This is a genomic window from Myxococcus sp. AB025B (genome assembly GCF_006518215.1).
GTDB lineage: Bacteria > Myxococcota > Myxococcia > Myxococcales > Myxococcaceae > Myxococcus > Myxococcus fulvus.
The window spans coordinates 19,734-41,069 of the sequence record NZ_SRLW01000054.1; the positions used below are offsets into that span (position 1 = coordinate 19,734).

The window sequence follows — 21,336 nt, forward strand, 5'->3', positions numbered from 1 at the left end:
CATCCACGGCGTGACAGGACACGACCTGTTCCATCACTGAATGTGGTCCCTCCCTGTTAGGTTCGTTACCCAGGAGGTCGTCACCCAGTGTTCCAACCCTACCCCCGGGTCATGCCGATGATTGCCCCCTTTGCTCCGTGGCCCGTTGCATCCCCCGTCACCCGCATGGCCCACAGCCCCCGAGGCACGCCATGACGACGGGCCATCCCCTCGCGCTGCGTCCCGGGATGAAGGTGGGCCCGTGGCGCGTCCGGGCCCGGCTGGGCCAGGGCGCCTTCGGCGCGGTGTTCCAGGTGGAGCAGGGCGGGCGCCTGCACGCGCTCAAGTTCGCGCTGCGAGGACCGGGCAGCGAGGACCTGGACCGCACGGACGCGCGCGCCGTCCGGGAGCTCGCGTGTCTGCTGCACGCGGTGCATCCACATGTCGTGCGCGTCTGGGCGCACGGGCGCTGGCCGGATGTACGGACGGGGTACCACTACGTGGTGCTCGACTACGTGGAGGGTGCCACCCTGGCCACGTGGGTGAAGCGCGAGGCCCCCTCCGCGCGGCGGGTGGCCCGGCTGTTCTCCCAGCTCGCGTGGACGCTGGGGGAGCTGCACGCGCGCCACGTCTTCCACCGGGACCTCAAGCCCTCCAACATCCTCGTGCGCGCCTCGGACGAGTCGCCCGTGCTGGTGGACTTCGGCAGCGCCAACCACGCGGAGTCGCAGCCCCTCACCGAAGGCCCGCTGCCTCCGGGCACGCCCCAGTACCGGAGCCCGGAGGCCCTGCGCTTCCACCGCGAGCACCACGCTCAGCGCGCCGCGCGCTATGCCTTCCGCGCCACGGATGACCTCTATGCGCTGGGCGTCTCGCTGCACGAGATGCTCACGGGCGCGCCGGCGTTCTCGCTCACGCTGCCGCGCGAGGTCCTCTCCGAGCACATCGAGACGCGCATGCCCGCGCCCGCGTCCTCGCTGAACGAGCGCGTCCCGATGGAGCTGGACGCCATCACCCAGCGGCTGCTGCGCAAGAAGCCCGAGGAGCGCTTCCAGGAAGGCGGCTCGCTGCACGCGGCGCTGGAGGCGGCGCTGCGCTCGGCGACGCCCGAGTGGGACCGGCCGCTGTTCCCACGGACGACGTCGCCCTCGGCCTCCGAGGCGACACGGAGGAAGGTGTCACCGGACGACGCCTCCGAGAGTCCGTGGCCCGTGCGACTGGCTCGACGGCACCTGCGGCATGCGACCTCGTCGGGAGGTTCCCGTGTGGTCCTCGGATCCGAGGCCCCCCAGACGCACGAGCACATCGTGGATCCACTCGAGGGTGCGCATCTCCAGGCGAGGACCTCTTCCGCGGGGCCCCACCCTAACGAGTACATCGTGGATCCACATGAGGGTGCGCATCTCCAAGCGGGGGCCTCTTCCGCGGGGGCCCACCCTCACGAGCACTCCGTGGACTCACACGAGGGTGCGCATCTCCAGGCGAGGACCTCTTCCGCGGAGGCACTCCCTCACGAGCACTCCGTGGACTCACACGAGGCGGTGCATCCCCACGCAAGGCCCCCTGCGGAGAACGCCCACCCGCACGAGCGCGGCGAGGAGCCGCACGATGCGACCCGTCTCCACTCGAGGCCCCCGTCGGAGAACGCCCACTCGCACGAGCGCGGCGAGGAGCCACACGGGGCGGCGCGTCGTCCCGCGAGAACCCCTTCCGAGGGCGCCCACTCACACGAGCGCGGCGCGGAGCCTCGCGCGGGTGGACGCCCGCGCCCGAGGACCCCTTCCGAGGGGACCTTCGGGCACACCGCGGATCCACATGAGGCGGCGCGTCGTCGCACGAGGACGCCGTCCGAGGGAGCCTACTCGCACCCGCGCCCCTCCTCCGAGGCGAGGCGCGCCCACCCGCGTTCCACCCCACCCCGAGGGACCCGCGCGCTCCCCAGGCGCATCACTCCGACAGAAGAGGCCCTTGCGCTCGCGTGGCTGCGCCGGGTGGACCCGGCCCACTGGAGCCGCGCGCGGAAGCTCTGGGTGGCGGGCACGTGGCTCGGCCTGTTGTTCCTGTTCGGGGGCACCTTCGCCGCCCTGCGCTGCACCCTGGAGTCCGCCCTGGAGAGCGCCGCGCACCCCGGCGCCTCCCTCCAGTCGCCCCGCCCCGAGCGGATCCGCGACCGGCGCCCGTGACGACCTCCTCGGCGATTCAGGTCGGCAGCCCCCCTCGGCCCCTCCTCCAGCGAACCCACGAGGCTCGCGAGGAGGGCGCCGTCACCCACGGCCCCGTGCACCGGGGCCGCGAGGCGTCACTTCTTCTTCTGCTGCATCGCCGAGGCGACCAGGTTCATCAGCTTGAGCTGCACCGGGGACAGCTTGCGCAGGTTGCGCATCAGCCGCCGCATCTCCGGCGTGTCGTCCTCGCGGGCCTTCGCGCCCGACTTGTCCTTCGCGGGAGGCGGCGCCGCCAGGTCATCCCCCAACCCCAGCAGCTGGTGCGGCGGCACGTTGAGCACCACGCACAGTCGCCGCAGGTTCTGCACGCTGGGGAGCATGTGGCCCCGCTCCAGGCGCCCGTACACCTCCGACGCCATGCCGATGCGCTCCGCCACATCCGCCTGCGTCAGTCCCATCCGCACCCGGGCGGCCCTCGCCGCCGCGCCCAGCATGCTCGCCAGTTCTGTGTCCATGCCTGTGTCAGTCGTCCACGAAAGGAGGGGCCGTGCTCCAGGCACCCCGAAGGCCCCTGGATAACCCTGAAGGTCGGGTACTTTCACCATACCTTCAGCGTTTTTTCAAACACGCGCGACGCCTCGCGTCGCACCCGCCCGCGCCTCTGTGGCACGCCTCCCACGCGCTCTGGCGAGCCCCCGCCTCACGGCGCCGACGACGGTGTGCTCTCCGCGATGTCCATCAACGCGCGACGCCGCTCCGCCGCCGTGAAGAGCATCGCCAGCGGCAGCCCCAGGAAGACGGCGTGCAACACGATTTGGGCGAACTGCGGCACGTCGAGGAACCACGGGTAGTAGCCACGCGCGACGAACTGGAAGTCCACCAGCCACACGCCGATGCCGAACAGCATCCCCACCGCGGCCTGGAACTCCCAACGCCCGCGTCCATCCGGCGGCAGCATCGCGTCCAGGAACGAGTAGAACACCCCGACGATGGCGGACACCGCCAGGTGCATCCCCACGCCCAGCATCACCAACGTCCCCAGCGGGTAGTCCTCGCCGAAGGCCCGTGGCCCCAACACCACGCTCGCGGACATGCGCACCGGCCGCCACGGGCTGTCACCCGAGGCCAGGGCCATCACCACTTCCGCGAGCGCCAGCACCACGCCCGCGGCCACTCCGAACAGCAGCCCGTTCGTGGCAGACCAGGGGGTGTACCGCCTCCGTGCCGCCATTGGCTTCTCCTTGTCCGGGGCCGCTGTCCGCCCCTTGTGTCAACCTGAGCACGTTCGCCATCCACGGGCAGCCAGCACACGGCGACGGCTCGGGATGTCGCCTCCCCCTCGGGCACGCGGACGGCGCTCCAGGGCGGCCCCGGCGCTCGCCCTGCCCCCACCTGGACTCGCGAGCCCACGCCCGCTCGCCACCTGTCGTTTCTTCCGTCTCCCAGGGTGTTGAGCGGTAACTCCTTCAGGCTCAAACCATCTCCCCCGCACCCATGCTCCGAGTCCCAGGCGACATCGCGTGGGCACGGCATTGGCATGGGGCTCCGGTCGATGCCCGCGCAGCTTCGCCATCGTCCGCAAGGACCTCATCGGATCCACTACTCGCCCCAAGCGTGGCGAGAGGTGGGCCGTATGAGCGCGGAGGCCTTCGGCGAGCTCCAGGGCGCGCTGGAGCGGCTGGGGGACGCGTCCGTCCGGGGGCCGTTGCCGGAGGGCGGCGGGGCGGGACGCCACCGGCTCTCACGCCACGGGCTGGTGCTGGGCTACGCGTGGGAGGACCGCTCGCGCACGCTGACGCTCCTGTCGCTGGAGCGTGAGCCGTGAGCACAGCCGGGTTCACGCCGCGATGGGCAGCATGCTCCGCACCGCGTCCAGCAGCTCCTCCACGGAGAAGGGCTTTCGCAACAGGCCGTTGGCCCCCGGGGGGATGTCCGTCGTCACCGCGGTGAGCACCATCACCGGCACGTTGCGCAGCCTGGCGATGGCCTTGCGCCGCTCGAGGAACTCGTGTCCGTTCATCTCCGGCATCATCAGGTCGAGCAGGATGAGGCTCGGGACATAGCGCACGTCCGTCAGCTCCTCCATCGCCTCGCGGCCGTTGCAGGCCACGGTGACGTCGTAGCCCTCGCCCTCGAGGATTTCCGCGATGGCGGCCCGGATGTCGTCCTCGTCCTCCACGACGAGCACGGTGCGGTGCTTCGCAGCACTGGACATGGCACGCAGCATAGAGGCCCCCTCCCCCTCGCGGCGACCGGGGGTCCTGTACGACGCGGGGATAGTGGACAGAAGTCGGCACGGCCCGCGGGGGAGGCCAGACGTCCCGCGTGCTCCAGAAGCGTACATTCCAGCACGGGGGACTCGGGCCCGGGGGGCCTGGGACTTACCTCCTCGCCCAGGCACTCCCTAGGTTGAGTCCGCCATGTCCCGCACGATGGGCCGCTCGACGACAGCACCGACAGGGGATGGAACGAGGCCGGCGTGGAAGGCGCGCGCGTGGGCGCAGTTGGAGGCCGCGCGCGCCCGGGTGCTGCGCATGCTCGCCGGGCTTCCCGAGCGGGTGTTGATGAACCAGCACTCGCCGCTGATGTCGCCGCTCATCTGGGACGTCGCGCACGTGGCCAACTACGAGGAGCAGTGGCTCTTGCGCGCGCTCGGGGCCCCGGCCCTGACGGACCCGGCCTTCGACACCATCTACGACGCCTTCCGACATCCCAGGAGCACGCGCTCCACGCTCCCGCTGCTCCCGCCCGAGTCCGCCTTCGCCTACGCCGCGCGCGTGCGCGAGGCCGTGCGCGAGCACCTGTCCGAGCACGTCCCCGAGGACGGCGACACGCCGCTGCTCGCCGGGGGCTACGTCTTCGGCATGGTGGCGCAGCACGAGCAGCAGCACGCGGAGACGCTCGCGGCCACGCTCCAGTTGATGACGGAGGTGGAGTACCGCCTGCCGCCGGTGCCCGCGCGCCCCGCGCCCGCGCCTGTCTCGCGACGCCCCGTGCTCATCGCAGGCGGCGTCGCGCGGCTGGGCAGCACCCACCCGTGGGCCTTCGACAACGAGCGCCCCATGCACACCCGCGAGGTGCGCCCCTTCTTGCTGGACGCGCACCCCGTCACCAACGGCGAGTACCAGGCCTTCATCGAGGACGGTGGCTACGCCGAGCCGCGCTGGTGGCACCCGAAGGGCTGGGACTTCGTGCGCGCACAGGCGCTCGCCCATCCGCAGTTCTGGCTGCCGCAGCGGGGAGGACGGTGGCTGCGCAGGCGCTTCGCTCACGTGGAGCCGCTGCCCGCGGACGAGCCCGTGCAGCACGTGTGCTGGTACGAAGCGGACGCCTACGCACGCTGGGCCGGCAAGCGCCTGCCCACGGAGACCGAGTGGGAGCGCGCCGCGCACGGCGCCTGCGACGTGACACGCGAGCACCCGTGGGGTGACGCACCTCCCACGGCCGCGCACGCCAACCTGGGTGGAGACACGTGGGGCCCGTTGCCGGTGGGCAGCCACCCCCAGGGCGTGAGCGCCGAGGGGGTCTGGGGCCTGCTGGGCGACGTGTGGGAATGGACGGCGAGCGACTTCCAGCCCTACGCGGGCTTCGGCGCGTTCCCGTATCGCGAGTACTCGGAGGTGTTCTTCGGCGAGGACTACAAGGTGCTGCGAGGAGGAGCGTGGGCGAGCGCACCGGTGGCGGTCCGCAACGGATTCCGCAACTGGGACTACCCCATCCGCCGGCAGATTTTCGCCGGCTTTCGTTGTGCGTCAGAGGCGTGAGGAGAGGCGATGAGCTCGATGGTGGAGGCGGTGGAGACGACGACGCTCGAGGAGAAGCCGAACGGCTTCCCCGGGGTGAAGGTGGAGGTCTACGTGAGGCCGGGGGACGCCCGGCGCGCGCTCAAGCAGGAGGTGCTCGAGGGGCTGTGCAACACGCCCAAGGAGCTGTCGCCGAAGTGGCTCTATGACGAGCGCGGCAGCCAGCTCTTCGACGACATCACCCGCCTGCCGGAGTACTACCCCACGCGGCGCGAGCGCGAAATCCTGCTCGCCCACGCCGGGGACGTGGCGCGGCTGAGCGGCGCCACGACGCTCATCGAGCTGGGCAGCGGCACCAGCGAGAAGACGCGCCTCTTGCTGGACGCGATGGAGGAGGCGGGGCAGCTGTCGCGCTTCGTGCCCTTCGACGTGAGCGAGTCCTTCCTGCGCCGCGCGGCGGGGACGCTGGCGCGCGAGTACCCGGGTATCAGCGTGCACGCGGTGGTGGGCGACTTCGAGCACCACCTCAACCGGCTGCCCCAGGGCGGACGGCGGCTGGTGGCCTTCCTCGGAGGCACCATCGGCAACCTGAAGCCCGCGCAGCGCGCGCGCTTCCTCGCGGAGCTGTCCTCGGGCCTGCGCCCGGGTGACGGCCTCTTGCTGGGCACCGACCTCATCAAGGACCGCGAGCGGCTGTACGCCGCGTACAACGACAGCGCGGGCGTGACGGCGGAGTTCAACCGCAACGTGCTGCGCGTGCTCAACCGCGAGCTGGGCGCGGACTTCGACCCGAACGGGTTCGAGCACTTCGCGCCCTTCGACGAGCACAACCGCTGGGTGGAGATGCGCCTGGTGTCGCGGCGCGAGCAGTCCGTGTGGATGCAGTCGCTCAAGCGCCGCGTGGACTTCGCCGCGGGCGAGGTGCTGCGCACGGAGGTCAGCTGCAAGTTCGAACAGCACCGCGTGGAGGCGGAGCTGGACGCGGCCGGGCTGGGGCTTGCCGCGTGGTGGACGGACGAGGCGGGTGACTTCGCCCTGTCGCTCGCGCTCAAGCGCGGCTGAGACGTCCGGACTCGGGCCTGGGGTCGGGTGTCACCCTGCCCTCGGGCCCGAGGGCTTCAACCACCGCGCGACGACTAACGGCGCGGGTTGCGACGCGAGGAGACGCGCACGGGCACGGGCTGCGCCACGGGGCGCGTCCACGCGTACCAGAGCGCGGCCAGCACGGTGACGGCCAGCCCGCCAGCGGCGAACAGCCGCTCACCCACGGGGCTGAGGTCCACGGTGGCAAGGTGGAGGGGGAGCATTCCGGTGAACGACATGCGGGGACTCCTTGCTGGGCGCTGCGTGGAGGTCCTGGGATGGGTCGGGGTGTTCACCCACCACGGGCCGGGGTAACGACAAGGTTAAGGACTCGCGACGGAATGGGGAAGTCCCCACTCCATCCTTCCATAATGCGTGGGACGCTTGGCGCTCGCGGAATGTTCAGGACCGCGCCACGCCTGCTTGCTCCCGGGCGTCACGCCGGACTCGCTCCGGACAGCTCCCGCTCCTGGGACAGCCGCGCCAGCTCCACCTTCATGCACCGGTCCTGCACCACGCGGATGCCCGCGCGCGCGAGCTTTTCGGCCGCGGCGTCATTGCGGATGCCCAGCTGGAACCACACCGCGTGCGGCTTCTTGGCGAGCAGGTCCGCCACGTGCGCGTCGATGTCCTCCGGGCGACGGAACACCTGCACCAGGTCCACCTGTCCGGGGATGTCCGCGACCGCGCGGTACACGGGCCGCCCGAGGATGGGCTCCGTCTCGCCGTGCACGGGCACGGGCACGATGTCGTAGCCGTGCTTCTGCAGATACGCGGGCACCGAGTGCGCGGGCTTGTGCGCGTGACTCTCCGGGCGGATGCCCAGCACCGCCACCCGTCGGGAGCGCGTGAGCACGTCCCAGACGCCCGCGTCGTCCTCGATGAGATTCGCTCTCCAGTCCATGACCACCTCCACCACGAGCCACCGTGCCACATCGGCCGCGAGCAGCGACGCGCCCATTCTCGCGAAGCCGTCCACCTTCGGGGAACAGCGCACCCGCGAGGGCCGAGTCCCAGCCACAGACGCCCCAGGACAGGCGGCGTTGCGCTCGTGGGGGATACGAGCCGAGCGGGGCCCTGCCGCTCGCCTGCTCGAAGGGGCGAGAGGGGTCGCCACCTGTGTCGGACAGCCGGCACGGAGGCCGCTGTTCCACGAGGAGCAGGGGGACGCTCCGTCGGAGGTCACGCCGCGAGGAGACAGCCGCGCGCCACGATGCGCCCACCCGCCGAGGCATGACGGCGCGTCGGAGGAAGGCTCGCGGTGATGAGCGTGGGCAGCGCGCCCGGGAGCCCCCGGTGCGCCGTGAGGCTCAGCGCGGCTGCGCCGCCTGGACCTCGATTTCGCGGCACGCCTCGGTGGCCAGCCGCACATCCTCCGGCGTGGCCCCCGGCAGCGTCGCGCAGAGGAACAGGTCGTTGCCCACGCGACGCGCGCCGAACAGCGCGGGCGCCGCGGCGCCGATGCCGCCGTCACCCTGCTTGGGCGCCAGCGTCACGCGCAGCAGCGCGTAGGTGTCCTTCTCCTCTTCCTGGTCGAGGGACACCTCGAAGTTCTTCGACTCCGCGCGCACCCGGTCGGCCAGGTCCTCCACGGAGGGCATCTCCTCACCCTTGCCGCGTCGCAGGTCCACCCGGAGCACCGGGCGGCCGGGAGGGCCCGCCTGGAAGCTGTCATCGGGAGCGACCTGCGCGGACCAGCCCTCCGGCAGCGGCACCTTCACGCCCGAGCGTGAGGTCTGCTCCGGGGGGGACGCGTCGGGGGAGTCCTTCCCCCCGTCGCAGCCCTTGCACCCGGACAGCAGCGCCAGCACCACGCCGGACGCGATGTGCCTGGCGCGCCGCACCGGCTACTTCTTCTCGCCGCCAGGAGGAGGAGGACGGGTGTTGCCGCCCAGGTTCTCCATCTTCAGCGAGCCCTCGAAGATGACGCCCCGGTCCATCGACAGGGACGGCGTCTCCAGGTTGCCCTTCACGCGGCCGGGCGTCTTGAGCTCGATGATCTGCGTCGCCTTCACGTTGCCTTCGACCTGCCCGTTGATGATGACGGTGCCGGCCTGGATTTCGGCCTGGACCTTGGCGCCATCCCCGATGACGAGCACGTCCTTGGTGATGATCTGCCCCTGGAACTTCCCGTCGATACGGACCTGCCCCTCGAAGGTGAGCTTCCCCTCGAACTCGCTTCCCTTGCCCAGAAGCGTATGGACCTCACCAGAGCGCTGCGACACGGATTCCTCCTCCCGCTTGAACAAGGGCCTGCTGGGTGCTTCGTCTTTCTTCCCGCCAAGGAGCGCCACGCGCTACTCCTTCCTGAGCAGCTTCAACAGCCGGTCCAGGTCATCGTAGGAGAAGAAGTCCACCTCGATGGTGCCCTTTCCCGGGCTTCGTTCGGTCAACCGGACCTTCGTCCCCAATCGACGTTGGAGCTCCTCCACCAGGGACTTCACCTGCGGGCTCTGCTTCGGCGGCGTCTTGCCCGCATCCTTCTTGCCGTTGGAGCGACTCTGCTGGACCAGCCGCTCCGTGTCACGCACGGACAGCTTCTTCTCGGCCACCTGCCTGGCCAGGTTCTGCAGCTCCGGCAGCCGGGGCACGCCCAACAGCGCGCGCGCGTGTCCCATGCTCAGCGAGCCGTCGGCCACCATGCCCTTGACGTCCGCGGGCAGGGCCAACAGGCGCAGGGCGTTGGCCACCGTGGAGCGCTCCTTGCCCACGCGCTGGCTGATCTGCTCCTGCGTCAGCTTGAACTCGTCGGTGAGGCGCTTGTAGCCCTCCGCCTCTTCAATCGGGTTGAGGTCCGCGCGCTGGAGGTTCTCGACCAGGGCCAGCTCGAAGGCCTGGACCTCCGTCACCTCCTTGACGATGGCGGGGACCTCCTTGAGGCCCGCGGCCTGGGACGCGCGCCAGCGGCGCTCACCCGCGATGATGCGGTAGCCGTCCTGGTCCTTGCGCACGAGGATGGGCTGGATGACGCCCTGCACGCGGATGGACTCGGTGAGCTCCTTGAGCTTCTCCTCGTCGAAGTGATGGCGGGGCTGGTCCTTGTCCCGGTGGATGGACTCGATCGGGAGCTTGAGGACGCCCGCCTTGAGCGCGGCCTGCTCGGCGGCCTTGCCGCCACCGGGAGCGGCCTGGGGGATGAGCGCGGAGAGACCGCGACCGAGAGCGCGTTTCTGCGTGTCTGCTTTCACCAAGACATGACTCCGGCGCCGTGAGTCGACTCACGGCGGGCATGGGCGGCGCGAGCGGACCGGGCGTGACGGTGGCGCACGACGCGCGGCAAGGTTTCAGGCCACCCGACGACGAGGCGCCTGACGGGGGGACTTGGGGGTGTCGCGCTTCATCAACTCGCGGCCGAGCGCCAGGTAGCTCTCGCAGCCCTTCGACTTGATGTCATAGAGGATGATGGGCTTGCCGAAGGACGGGCACTCGGACAGGCGCACGTTGCGCGGGACGACGACCTGGAAGACCTGGTCCTTGAAGTAGCCGCGCACCTCTTCCACCACCTGGTGGGCGATGTTGGCGCGCGCGTCGAACATGGTGAGCAGGATGCCCTCCATCTTCAGGTCCGGGTTGAGGCCCTGCTTCACCAGGTCGATGGTGTGCGTCAGCTGGGAGAGGCCCTCGAGCGCGTAGTACTCGCACTGCAGCGGGATGAGGACGGAGTCCGCGGCGGACAGCGCGTTGAGGGTGAGCAGCCCGAGCGAGGGCGGGCAGTCGATGATGATGTAGTCGAACTCGGCGGCGAGCGGGCGCAGGGCGTCGCGCAGGCGGAACTCGCGGTTCTCCTGGCCGACGAGCTCCACCTCGGCGCCGGTGAGGTCGGGCGTGGCGGGGACGACCTGGAGGTAGCGCAGCTCAGTGGGGTGGAACAGCTCCTTCATGGGGCGACCGTTGAGGAGCGCGTCGTAGATGGTGCCGTGGAGCTTGTCCTGCTTGAGGCCCAGGCCGCTGCCGGCGTTGCCCTGCGGGTCCATGTCCACCAGGAGCGTGCGGCGCTCGGCGGAGGCCAGGCTCGCGGCCAGGTTGATGGCGGTGGTCGTCTTGCCCACGCCGCCCTTCTGATTGGAGATGCAGATGATTCGACCCACGAGCCCCATCCTCTCTCATGCCCGGCGAGAGCCAGGCGCCGTGCGTGATGCGGTGCACGGTTGCACGCTGATCCCGCTGCTAACATGCGCCTCGGTGTCGGATCAAATTCGCGGCGCACGTTGCGCGAACGCTTCCTCCGAGGGCCTGCCAGCCTTCCAAACGGCCTGATTCCGAAGACTTGGAAGAGCCGTCTTCATGCTGGAGAACCCGGCGAGCGGTGCCCTGGCATCCTGGGTCCACGGTGCCGCAACGGGCTCGCTCGGATGCCCTCCTTATAAGGAGGCGCATGGGTTACTTGAGGCGGGTGCGTTCGCGTTGGAGCTCGGCGCGCAGGCGCGTGATTTCGTCGAGCAGGTGCCGCACGTCGTCCGTGGCCTGGGTCCAGAGGAGCAGGGTTCCATCGAGGCCGACGACATCGAGTGCGTCCATCGCGGCGACGTAGGACTCGGACAGCTTGGGGTCGTGGTCGCGGAGCGTGCGAGCTGAGTCCTCCATGTCGGCGAGGACTTCTTCGCGCGACGCGGCGGGGAGTGACCGCCAGCTCTCGATGAGCAGCGCGGACTTCCATCGCTTGGAGATGTCGGACAGCGTCGCGTCGTCGTGGGGCGGCATGGGGTCTTCCTTCCATCCGGAGCGGGTGGCCGCGCGTGGACGCGGGGACGGGAGGAGTCCGGACACGAGGTTCCGCGTGGAGCGTGGGTGGGTGTTTCCGTCACGCGAACCGGGCGGGCGTTCCACGCGGAACACGATGACCTGTCGGCGCGCACCTCGAGCACCTCCTGAACGAGGGCCTGGCCTCATCACGTGAACAGCGCAGCGTGGCTCTTGAGGGGAGTTCATGTGAGGTTCGACGAAGCCCGCGGCCGGCTTCTCGAGCTGCGTCTCACCGACGCGGCGCCACGAGGACCCGCCTTCGCGACGTCCACCCGCGTTTCAGACCGATGTCGTGACAGGTCGCGCAGACCTCGGTGAGGCCCGTCCCCGCGAAGCTCGGTTCGGCGCGTCGACGTGAGCTCACGCCGCTTCGCTCCCAGGCCGTGCAACGCATCGCTTTCCAGTGGCCCTCCACATGGACCACGGACCGACCGCCATCGACCTCGCTTCCGCGTCGCGCCGATGCCGAGTCATGGAGGGCTGGACCTTCTTCATGCCGCGCATCCGCGTTCGATGTGGAGCAGGGACCGACCTCCATCGACTTCTCGTTGCGCCGCACGGATGCAAGGTCACACGTGGCTGGACCTTCCTTTCCTTCTTCCGGGTCCGGGGCCACACGGGACAGGAGCCCGCCTCCATCGACCTCGTTCGAGCGGAACGACCGCCCATCGCCCTCCCCCGGGTTCGCGCCGATGCCGCAGCCGAGCCACGGACCTGCATCACCTCCTCCACGTTCATGCGAGACAGCGACCCACTCGCCTTCGCTGCCGCGCATCGCCGCCGCCTCGCCGCTGGCTGGGCTGTCATGCGCTCCATCCACGGAGGCAGGGACTGACCTTCCACCGACCTTGCTCGGACTCCGCGCCGATGTCGCATCCGAACCACGGCCTGCAACGACCTCGTCCACGTTCCAGATGGAACAGGCACCCGCCGACATCAGACCCAGGCCCTGCATGTGAACCGATGCACCGGCACCCAGGTCCGGACCTTCATGCCGCGGCCCGCGTTGCACCTGGACCGTGGACTGACATCCGTCGACGTCTCTTGCCGCTTCGCAGCCGACGCGCGCGCGGCAGAGCCTCCCTGCCTTCGTTCACGTTCCACGAGGAGCAGACACCGCGGCCTTCGTTGGCCTCACGTCCCGCTCAGGACCTGATGCGGCGCCACGCGTGGACATCCACACGTCCATGTGTCCACGTGGACCAAAGCCCGGGCAGCGTCGACCTTGCTCCTGGCCGCATTCAGCAACCGATGCGCGGCCGGCACCACGGAACCTGCTTCGAAGGCATCCGCGTTCCACATGGAACAAGAACGGGCCTCCACTGGCTTCTCACTGCTTCGCGGCGATGCGCCTCGAAACGCCTGGGCCCGCGCCACGCTCCGCCCGGGACCGGGATGGCCCTCCATCGTCACTTCGCGCCGATGCCGTTCGGTCACCGCGTGGCTCCAGGTCCAACCTCCACGTTCCACGTGGAACCGTGCCGCCACCCGTTGGCGTGTCGTGTCGCGCCTCACCGCTGCGACGTCGTCATCCACTCACCTCGCGGTGCGCATCCAGGTTCCACGTGGAACGCGTCCTGACATCGCCAGCTCCTGGCGTGCCCATGGCCGGGGCCGTGCGCGGACTCACCCCGCGGCGTTCCACGTGGAACGCGGGTTCGACCTTCCGCCACTTCTCGAACCAGTCCACACGGCTGCCACGCCACGCATGCGGTGGCTTCGCGACGCCCATGCGTGTTCCCGTGGAACGGAGGAGTCGCCATCAGCGCCTCCTCGCCAACCTCATGGCTGCGTTCGAGCCGCACACGACCTGGGGGTGTTCGTTCCCCGTTCCACATGGAACACGGCACAGCCGCCCACGCTCGAACCCAGCTGGCGACGTGCGCCAGCACAACCGCGTGATGTTCATCCACGTTCCACGTGGAACACGGCATGCCCTTCACACTCGAACCCAGGTGAGGACCTGCGCGACCACTGCCGCGTGACGCTCATCCACGTTCCAGGTGGAACGGTGCAGCCACCATCGGAGCCTTCATCGATGTGGTGGCGTGCCGGGTTCGACCGGACGGCCTCCCTCCCGCGTTCCACGTGGAACACGCCACGCCTCTCCACGTTCGAACCCAGGTGACCACCTGCGCGACCACTGCCGCGCGACGCTCATCCACGTTCCACGTGGAACGGTGGAGCCACCATCGAAGCCTTCCTCCAGGCCGCCTTGTGGTCCTCCACCCGATGACGTCCGAGCCACGTTCCACGCGGAACACGGCTTGCCTTTCAACGCTCGAATCCAGATGACGACCTGCGCGAGCACCGCCGCGTGACGCTCATCGCCGTTCCACGTGGAACGGCGGAGCGGCCACCGCAGCCTTCATGGATGCAGCGCCTCGCGGTGCTCAACCAGATGACGTCCGGCCCACGTTCCACGTGGAACACGGCTCGAACCTTCACGGCTCCGGACCTGGTGACACCAGTGCGAGCACCCGATCGTGATGCGCATCCACGTTCCACGTGGAACACGAACCGGCCTCCACCTGCTGTCCAGGCCGCGCCACTTCGAAGGGGTGCCTGCGTGCACCCTTGAGGCGCCACCCAAGCTCCACGTGGAACACGAACATGCGTCCACCTGCTGCCCAGGCTGCGCTACTTCGAAGGGGTGCCTGCGTGCATCCGTGATGGCCCTCCACGTTCCACGTGGAACACGAACAGGCCTCCGCCTGCAGCCCGGGCTGCGCCACTTCGAAGGGGTGCCTGCGTGCATCCGTGATGCGCATCCACGTTCCACGTGGAACACGAACAGGTCTCCGCCTGCTGTCCAGGCTGCACCACTTCGAAGGGGTGCCTGCGTGCATCCGTGATGGCCCTCCACGTTCCACGTGGAACACGAACAGGTCTCCACCTGCTTCTCGTGATGCTCCACATGATGGGCGTACGCGCACCCGCTGGCTGGAGTCCGTCCTTGTTCCACGTGGAACACGAACAGGCCCCCCACCTGCATCCCGCGCCTCCCCACATCGATGCGGGCGGCCCCCGTGGAGCCCATCCACGTTCCACGTGGAACACGCGAGGTCGCCGCATCCGTCTTCGTGCTTCATGACGATGCGACCTCGAACGTGATGCCACCTTCACCGGTGCATCCACGTTCCACGTGGAACAGGCCTCGCCTTCACAGCTCTCCATCCACGTGCACCGTCCGCTGTTCTTCACGTTGCTGCGCCTTGCTCAACCGCGATGCGGACAGGACACCCCTGCTCTTCTTCCTGGTTCGTGGTGAGAGCTCGGCAGGCCCGTGCCTTCATGGCCCGCGTCCACGTTCCACGTGGAACGGTCAGACCCTCGGCTGACGTCTTCGCGGTGCTCATCCTCGTTCCACATGGAACACGGCACGACCTTGGTTCGGACCGCTTCGCGTTGTGGCGACAGGACCAGGTGAGGCAGTACCGGCACGCGCTGCACGAGGGTGCGTGGTTCCACGTGGAACACGGCACGAGCTCGGTGCGGACCGATTCACCTTCATGGCGGCGCTACCAGCATGGCGACAGCACCGCTTCATGCGGATGCAGGGTTCCACGTGGAACAGGCCACGGTCCCGCTGCGGACGCCTCCACCTTCGTAACAGCGAGACCCGCGAGGCGACGGCATACGCCACCTGGAGCGGCGCGGTTCCACGTGGAACAGGCCATGGCACCGCGGCGGAGCCTCCACCTTCGTGGCGGGGAGACCCGCGAGGCGACGGCACACGCCACATGGGGATGCACGGTTCCACGTGGAACAGGCCACGGTCCCGCTGCGGACGCCTCCGCCTTGGTAACGGGGAGACCCGCGAGGCGACGGCACACGCCACATGGGGATGCACGGTTCCACGTGGAACAGGCCATGGCACCGCTGCGGACGCTTCCACCTTCGTTACGGGGAGACCCGCGAGGCGACGGCATACGCCGCCTGCGGATGCGCGTTCCACGTGGAACAGGACATGGCACCGCTGCGGACGCCCCCACCTTCGTGGCAGTGAGGCTCGCGGAGCGTCTGCACATGCTTCATGAGGATGTGCGGTTTCCACCTGGACCACGGCATGGCTTCGGCGCGGACCTCTTCACCTTCGCGGCTTCGGGGTCAGCGAGACCGCTGGCACACGCCACATGGAGGTGCGCGTTCCACGTGGAACACCACGCGGTCATCGGCTGCCAATCGGCCCTCGTCACTTCCAGCGTGGTGACAGCGTGAGGACTGACTCCTGCTGCCCGGCGCCTTCCATGAAGAAGTCCGTCGCCCGTCCCTCATCCCGTCGATGGTCATCGCGAAGGCTTCGACCTCCATCAACCGAATGGCCCACCTGCATGGCCACATCGCGTTCCACTTGGAACGCCTCGTGGTCATCGGCGGACTGCCCGACCTGCTTCGCATCCACCCCGTGGTGGCCTGAGTCTTCGTTGCGGTGTCTGCGCCCTCCGCGAAGACGACCATCGACTCGCACTCCCTCATCCGACTGAAGCGCATCGCGAGAGTGGGGACCACCACCAGCCGCACGTCGCTGCCACCCGTGCCGCAGTCTCGGACCCAGTCGAACGTGAGTTGGCAACGGCCCACATCTCGAATCGTCACCCGAAGGCACTGACGGCGCGCTTCCCCTTCATGGACCGAGGCCTCGCTCCACATGCAGCGAGGCTGGCATCCACCGACCGACATCCCGGACCCGACGCATGGGGACCCGGCGGTCTCCACGCCAGGTCAGCGGCTCGGTCCGCATCCGCGCTCCCCATGGGCGGCGTCCAGCCTTCGGCCGACACATTCCGGACCGCTACGCGAAAGCATGGGTGGCTCCGCTCGGGGGCGTCTCGGTCCGCGTCCGCTCTCCGCGGCTGGTGACCTGTCATCGGCCGGCACTTCGAAACCGCTGAGAGCAAGCAAGGGGGCCGCCCTTCGGGCCCGGAGTGCTCCCGGCTGGAACGGGGCTCAGCTCGCACGACGGCTCGTCGACCCTCCGCCGCGGCATGGCGCTGCTCGGGTGCCTTCTCCAGGAACCACCCCCAACTCCTTGCTGGCTCGCATCCTTGAAGAGGCGTGCGTCGACGGAAGCGGGGCTTGTCTGCTCGGTGCCCAACCGAGAGCCACACGCAACGCCATCGGCTGCTCCGCTGACGTCGACAACCTCGTCCGGTGCAGTGCTTCAGCGTGCACTCAGCAGCGCCAAAACTCCCCTCCCCCACTCCGCGCCACCTCCACTTCATGAACAGGGGCTTCCATCGAGAAGCCGCTCACTGTTCCTGCGTGGGACCTGACTCCGCCTTCACCCGCGTTCCACGTGGAACCCAGCTCGGTCATCGGCCGCGCACTCACCTGCATCAGTTCGTCGTGTCGTCACGACAGCGGTTCATGCGGCGCCCGTCACGGGCAAGGATGAAAGGGACTGCGTTACCCATCGCTCCGCGTCGACAGCTCGCGGAGCCCGCGGACATCCGATTCACGGGAAGCCTGGTCCCTGCGCAACAGACCGAGCCCATCATCGGTTGGTTGAAGGCATGGACCCAGCCACTCGAAGGGCTGACGCATCCGACACGGTCGAAGCTCGCTCACACGCGTTGCACCTGGCCGCACAACTCGCTGGATTCAACTGCTCCCGATGCAGTGGTGCGAGCGGGCCCTGGACCGTCTCCACGGAGTCGTAGAGCTCCATCACCCCGCGGCTGATTTCTCCAGTCCGGCGAGAGCATCGCCTCATGCATGAGTCAGTGGCCATCGCTCACACTCGCGCCCGAGGACCTCATGGGAGAACTCGCGCGGTGGTGCTCCCATCAATGTCTCGACGCGTGCGGGTAGGCGGACCTCATCACGGCCACCCTGCCCGCGCTGGCTGACGAAGTCTCCACCGCCCTCTTCGAGGCTTCATCCAAGACCACCGCATCGACGGTGATCGTGTGACCACGTCAACCTCTCGGCAACGCGAAGTCAGGCAACGCTCGCATGCCCTCGACGCATGCCGTTCGACGCTGCGCCAGGCACACCGCACCCCGCCGAATCCAACGGAGCGGATGCACGCACGCTTCACGTGTTGGCGTTGGAGCAAGGCTCTGTCTGGCACCATGGAGCACTGGCTGGCGCGCGCGTCGCTGCAGCGACCCATGGGCTCCTCGTACGTGCGCCGATTCACTTCGGAGAGCGCTCGGCACCTTGGCTGCTCCGCCACGGCCCGTGCCCTCATCACCACGGAGATGATGCGCGTCCAAGCCTCGCTCACCAGAGGCGCGCGAAGAACACGAACACCTCGCGCGTTCGCGAGCACTCGTACCGGAGCCCGTCCCACGCGAGCAGTGACGCTTCACCGAGCCGACGCATGCACGGCACTACCGCGTCCACTCACCTTGATAGAGCACCACGCGGTAGCTGTTACCGAGCGCGCTTGTTGATGGGCGAGTGAGCCGACTGGCTGATGGAGGCCGGAATCCCGAGTCGGTTCAAGGCCCTACGGCCGCCTGGCGGCGGTGCCCTCCGGGCAGCCTTGAGCCGCCTCGTGCTCCGGCTCAGGCTGCAACCGTCGATTCCCCAAGGGGAATCGCCTGGAGACGCGCCCATCATCGGCGGTGACACCCGGTCGCGCACGCTCGTGATGGACTCCAGTGGTTCCGCACGCTTGCTGAAGGTGCCCATCAACGAGCCGGTCCGTGGAACGCCGTGGAACCATCAAATAGCGTGCGCATTAACAGTAGCCATCCGGGTCCTCGAAGGTCATCCCATTCACGTCCCAATAGGGATTGTGCGAGCGCACCGGTTCGAAGCCCGCTTGGACCATGCGCTTCACCCTCGCCTTCCACTCGTCCCGCTGCGGCACGTAGAAGACCAGCAGGTGTTCCTTCGACGGCGCACGCGGAGCTTCATGGCCTCTCTCCACCGTGAACTCCAAGTGGTAGGGCAGGCCCGGACAACCGAGCATCACTCCGTCGAAGCCCGCGTGGTCCTCGAAGCCACCTCGCAGCTCGAAGCCGAGCCCCTCCCGATAGAACCTCACCACGGGCGCGAGACTCTTCGTCGGACGCGCCACCCGCATCTTCCCCATGTCCATGCCAGCTCCATCCTCTCGTCGAGGACGGCATCCATCCGCGTGACAGCGCTGCTGCGCGCACCACGCGCTCGACGAGGTGCACGCAGCTTGGCGCTGTCCGGTGCCTCCAGGTTCCCGAACGGCAATGCGCTGGCAGGAATCCACTCCATCATCAGCGCAGCTCGCGAAGAACAGCGAGCGAGCATCCGACCCTGAAGGTCCTCCCCACGGCTCAGGACTCTGGGGGCACGTGCTCCACGAAGTAGGCCTGCTTGTGTCGAGGCTCCGCGTCGTATGCGGCGGCGAGCTCCCGGGCGCGCGTCTCACTCGAGAACACGGCCACCTCCGCGCGATTGCCGTGCTCATCCTGTCGGACCACGGCCCAACCCTCACGCGGACGCGGCGGAGGAACCGGCGGTGTTCCACGCGCCTCCACCGCGTACCACTGCTTGTGCGCCCGCGCTTCCAACCTGCGCGCCAGGCACTCGGCATGACTTCGCTGGCCCATCACACAGACATCATGGCGATTGCCCGTATCGTCCTGCCGGTACACCGCCCAACCGTCCTTTGCGCGAGGCTCGTCGGCATCCAATCGCCACACCACCTCACCCCGCCACCAGTCGAGGTGCGCGAGCGCATGGTCCAGTTCGTCCTCTCGCGCGATGACTTGGAAGAAGTTCTTCACTTCCAGGTATGCGACGACGAACTTGAAGCCACAGTCCGCGCGCCAACCCCAATAACGAGTGGGTCCCCATCCGTCGCCATCCGCATCCCGCTGATGCGCGGGCCCCCAGCGTCGCTCGAAGTCCGCGAGCGGGACTTCCGCGGCGGCGACAATGAAACGATTCGAGGGCTCGTCATCGCCCCACACCACGGGGCGGTCCGTCGGAAGCGGCTTCATCCAGGACACCTCCACCTCGAACCTAACGTCGACATCCACGGTCTTCAGTAGGGGCTCCTCACTCCGGCGACGACCGCTGAAACCTCACAACAGTTGCTCGAATGAGCCCTCGGTCCACCCCAATCCATCGCAACCCGATGACCGTTGTCCGATGCGCCCACTCACGCACACGACTCAGGAGAAGGGCCTCACAACCCCTCCCCTCCCCCACCATGCTCAAGGGTTCAGCGCCTTCCACTTCCGGGTGGGTTCCACGAGGAACGAGGCCCGGAACCGGTGTCGCTCACGGCGTCCTCGAGAACCCGTCGGATGGCGCGCTCGAAGACCTCCAGCACGTCCTCCTTCCGGTCCGCCGGGAGATAGCCATCTCCCAGGGCGTCACAAGTCGAGGAGCACGGCCCGCATCTTCCGGGGCGCAGGGTGAGAACCCCGCGTCACCGAAGCGACTCCCAGCTCCGCGGGTGGATGGGAAAACCCATCGCCGCCGCCGCGAAGACAGTGCCGACGACACCACCGTGGCTCGCGAGTTACCCGGCCAACGTGGCGTTCGTCGTGAGCCTCTCCCTCTGGACGAGGGAATCGGCTCACCTGGGAGGGAGCGTTGGCGAACGCATTCGCCTCCCCTCCCCTACCGCCGCGCGAACACCGCGACCTGGCGCTCGGCGCCGGAGAACGGCAGCCGGTACGCGCGGGAGGACACCACGCGCAGCTCGCGCTCCTCCGCGCGCGCCGCCAGCTCCGCGTCCGTCTGCGCCTTGCCGAGCATCGCCACCACGCGCCCGCCCTCCGCCACGTACGCGGGCGCCAATCCCAACCAATCCGGCAGGTCCATGAACGCGCGGGCAATCAACAGCTCCGCGCGGGGGATGCCCTCCGTCTCCGGCTGTCCCTCCGCGCGCGCATGCAGCCCGCGCACGCCCTGCAACCTCAGGCTCGCCGCCGCCGCCTTGATGAACGCGACCTTCTTACCCACCGTGTCCACCAGCGTCACGCCGAGCGACGGCAGCGCAATCTTCAACGGCAGTCCCGGGAAGCCCGCACCCGCGCCCAAATCCAACAGCGACGCCGCGCCCGTCACCTCCGGCAGCACCGCCAGCGAGTCCAGGAAGTGCTTCTCCAGCACCTCCTCCGGCGCGGTAATCGCCGTCAGGTTCACCTTGGCGTTCCACTTGAGCAGCTCCGCCATCAGCTGCTGCAACCGGGGCCCCACGTCCTGCCCCACCGACACGCCCAGCGCCTGGCAACCGGATGCCAGCAGATCGTCGAACCGCGTGTTATCCACAGCCCCTCCACAGCCGGCGGAGTCGCAACCCCCCGGAATCATTCAGGGGATTTTCATCCCCAAAGTTTCCCACACGTTATCCACACCCCCAGTCCTGATCACTCCAGGGGGTGTCCGTCCCCGCCGCCCGAGGGCCCCGAGACGCGCTTGAGCGCCACCAGCAGCAGGGACACCGCGGTGGGCGTCAGCCCGGGAATCCTCCGGGCCTGCCCTACCGTCGAGGGCCGGTGCGAGGCCAGCTTCTCCGCCGCCTCCTTGCTCAGCCCCCGCACCTCGCCGAAGCGGAAGCCCTCCGGAATCCGCCACCGGTCCGTGGCCTCCGACTCGCGCGCCGCCGCCCGCGCGGCCTGGGCGATGTAGCCCTCGTACTTCACCTCCACCTCCACCTCCTCGGCCACGTCCTCCCC

The 21,336-nt window shown here is 68.9% G+C and carries 17 protein-coding genes and 1 pseudogene; 4 read left to right on the forward strand and 14 right to left on the reverse strand.

Annotated features, from left to right (window positions below; all coding sequences use genetic code 11):
• Positions 1 to 191: 191 nt before the first annotated feature.
• The gene (locus tag FL311_RS11655) at positions 192 to 2,162 is read left to right on the forward strand and encodes a serine/threonine-protein kinase (RefSeq protein WP_141325114.1); all 1,971 of its coding nucleotides are present in this window, start codon (positions 192 to 194) and stop codon (positions 2,160 to 2,162) included.
• 116 nt (positions 2,163 to 2,278) lie between these two features.
• Here FL311_RS11655 and FL311_RS11660 read toward each other — a convergent pair whose 3' ends face one another.
• Both FL311_RS11660 and FL311_RS11665 read right to left on the reverse strand, forming a co-directional pair.
• On the reverse strand, positions 2,279 to 2,659 hold the full coding sequence (locus FL311_RS11660) for a helix-turn-helix domain-containing protein (RefSeq protein ID WP_046717224.1): 381 nt from the start codon (positions 2,657 to 2,659) through the stop codon (positions 2,279 to 2,281).
• Positions 2,660 to 2,844: 185 nt separating this feature from the next.
• A complete protein-coding gene (locus FL311_RS11665; protein WP_046717225.1) occupies positions 2,845 to 3,375 on the reverse strand; it encodes a hypothetical protein in 531 nt (176 codons plus the stop codon).
• A gap of 402 nt (positions 3,376 to 3,777) precedes the next feature.
• On the opposite strand from FL311_RS11665, the gene FL311_RS11670 reads away from it, so the two are divergent.
• Complete coding sequence (locus tag FL311_RS11670) at positions 3,778 to 3,969, forward strand: hypothetical protein (RefSeq protein ID WP_141325115.1); 192 nt, start codon at positions 3,778 to 3,780, stop codon at positions 3,967 to 3,969.
• A 12-nt stretch (positions 3,970 to 3,981) separates the two neighbouring features.
• Here the strand turns inward: FL311_RS11670 and FL311_RS11675 are convergent, their stop codons facing one another.
• Positions 3,982 to 4,371, reverse strand: coding sequence for a response regulator (locus tag FL311_RS11675; protein ID WP_228556823.1), 390 nt, complete (start codon positions 4,369 to 4,371; stop codon positions 3,982 to 3,984).
• Between the two features lie 193 nt (positions 4,372 to 4,564).
• Between FL311_RS11675 and egtB the strand changes: the two genes are divergently transcribed.
• Both egtB and egtD read left to right on the forward strand, forming a co-directional pair.
• A complete protein-coding gene (gene egtB, locus FL311_RS11680) occupies positions 4,565 to 5,908 on the forward strand; it encodes an ergothioneine biosynthesis protein EgtB (protein ID WP_141325116.1) in 1,344 nt (447 codons plus the stop codon).
• A gap of 18 nt (positions 5,909 to 5,926) precedes the next feature.
• A complete protein-coding gene (gene egtD / locus FL311_RS11685; protein ID WP_141325129.1) occupies positions 5,927 to 6,949 on the forward strand; it encodes an L-histidine N(alpha)-methyltransferase in 1,023 nt (340 codons plus the stop codon).
• Positions 6,950 to 7,023: 74 nt separating this feature from the next.
• On the opposite strand, the gene FL311_RS11690 is transcribed toward egtD, so the two are convergent.
• The 11 genes and pseudogenes from FL311_RS11690 to FL311_RS11740 form a co-directional block, all read right to left on the reverse strand.
• Positions 7,024 to 7,209, reverse strand: a complete 186-nt coding sequence (locus FL311_RS11690) for a hypothetical protein (RefSeq protein ID WP_141325117.1) — start codon at positions 7,207 to 7,209, stop codon at positions 7,024 to 7,026.
• Positions 7,210 to 7,406: 197 nt separating this feature from the next.
• Positions 7,407 to 7,874, reverse strand: coding sequence for a CoA-binding protein (locus FL311_RS11695; protein WP_141325118.1), 468 nt, complete (start codon positions 7,872 to 7,874; stop codon positions 7,407 to 7,409).
• 406 nt (positions 7,875 to 8,280) lie between these two features.
• A complete protein-coding gene (locus FL311_RS11700; RefSeq protein ID WP_141325119.1) occupies positions 8,281 to 8,814 on the reverse strand; it encodes a hypothetical protein in 534 nt (177 codons plus the stop codon).
• A gap of 3 nt (positions 8,815 to 8,817) precedes the next feature.
• Complete coding sequence (gene bacM / locus FL311_RS11705) at positions 8,818 to 9,264, reverse strand: bactofilin BacM (RefSeq protein ID WP_141325120.1); 447 nt, start codon at positions 9,262 to 9,264, stop codon at positions 8,818 to 8,820.
• Between the two features lie 3 nt (positions 9,265 to 9,267).
• Entirely contained in the window at positions 9,268 to 10,161 is an 894-nt protein-coding gene (locus FL311_RS11710) for a ParB/RepB/Spo0J family partition protein (RefSeq protein ID WP_141325121.1), read from the reverse strand.
• A 93-nt stretch (positions 10,162 to 10,254) separates the two neighbouring features.
• Positions 10,255 to 11,058 carry a ParA family protein gene (locus FL311_RS11715; protein WP_046718730.1) on the reverse strand — a complete coding sequence of 268 codons (804 nt, stop codon included), beginning with the start codon at positions 11,056 to 11,058 and terminating at the stop codon, positions 10,255 to 10,257.
• Positions 11,059 to 11,350: 292 nt separating this feature from the next.
• Positions 11,351 to 11,671: a hypothetical protein gene (locus FL311_RS11720; protein WP_141325122.1), complete on the reverse strand. Its 321-nt coding sequence runs from the start codon at positions 11,669 to 11,671 to the stop codon at positions 11,351 to 11,353.
• Positions 11,672 to 18,404: 6,733 nt separating this feature from the next.
• Positions 18,405 to 18,767, reverse strand: coding sequence for a VOC family protein (locus FL311_RS11725; RefSeq protein WP_141325123.1), 363 nt, complete (start codon positions 18,765 to 18,767; stop codon positions 18,405 to 18,407).
• 211 nt (positions 18,768 to 18,978) lie between these two features.
• Entirely contained in the window at positions 18,979 to 19,647 is a 669-nt protein-coding gene (locus FL311_RS11730; protein WP_141325124.1) for a hypothetical protein, read from the reverse strand.
• A 628-nt stretch (positions 19,648 to 20,275) separates the two neighbouring features.
• The gene (rsmG, locus tag FL311_RS11735; RefSeq protein WP_141325125.1) at positions 20,276 to 20,929 is read right to left on the reverse strand and encodes a 16S rRNA (guanine(527)-N(7))-methyltransferase RsmG; all 654 of its coding nucleotides are present in this window, start codon (positions 20,927 to 20,929) and stop codon (positions 20,276 to 20,278) included.
• Positions 20,930 to 21,027: 98 nt separating this feature from the next.
• A pseudogene (locus tag FL311_RS11740) lies at positions 21,028 to 21,336 on the reverse strand (tRNA uridine-5-carboxymethylaminomethyl(34) synthesis enzyme MnmG); the annotation flags it as partial.

Bases quoted from the DNA above. Each gene is read 5' to 3' on its own strand.
- FL311_RS11655 (WP_141325114.1), top strand. From the start codon at position 192: ATGACGACGGGCCATCCCCTCGCGCTGCGTCCCGGGATGAAGGTGGGC.
- FL311_RS11660 (WP_046717224.1), bottom strand. From the start codon at position 2,659: ATGGACACAGAACTGGCGAGCATGCTGGGCGCGGCGGCGAGGGCCGCC.
- FL311_RS11665 (WP_046717225.1), bottom strand. From the start codon at position 3,375: ATGGCGGCACGGAGGCGGTACACCCCCTGGTCTGCCACGAACGGGCTG.
- FL311_RS11670 (WP_141325115.1), top strand. From the start codon at position 3,778: ATGAGCGCGGAGGCCTTCGGCGAGCTCCAGGGCGCGCTGGAGCGGCTG.
- FL311_RS11675 (WP_228556823.1), bottom strand. From the start codon at position 4,371: ATGCTGCGTGCCATGTCCAGTGCTGCGAAGCACCGCACCGTGCTCGTC.
- egtB (WP_141325116.1), top strand. From the start codon at position 4,565: ATGTCCCGCACGATGGGCCGCTCGACGACAGCACCGACAGGGGATGGA.
- egtD (WP_141325129.1), top strand. From the start codon at position 5,927: ATGGTGGAGGCGGTGGAGACGACGACGCTCGAGGAGAAGCCGAACGGC.
- FL311_RS11690 (WP_141325117.1), bottom strand. From the start codon at position 7,209: ATGTCGTTCACCGGAATGCTCCCCCTCCACCTTGCCACCGTGGACCTC.
- FL311_RS11695 (WP_141325118.1), bottom strand. From the start codon at position 7,874: ATGGACTGGAGAGCGAATCTCATCGAGGACGACGCGGGCGTCTGGGAC.
- FL311_RS11720 (WP_141325122.1), bottom strand. From the start codon at position 11,671: ATGCCGCCCCACGACGACGCGACGCTGTCCGACATCTCCAAGCGATGG.
- FL311_RS11725 (WP_141325123.1), bottom strand. From the start codon at position 18,767: ATGGACATGGGGAAGATGCGGGTGGCGCGTCCGACGAAGAGTCTCGCG.
- FL311_RS11730 (WP_141325124.1), bottom strand. From the start codon at position 19,647: ATGAAGCCGCTTCCGACGGACCGCCCCGTGGTGTGGGGCGATGACGAG.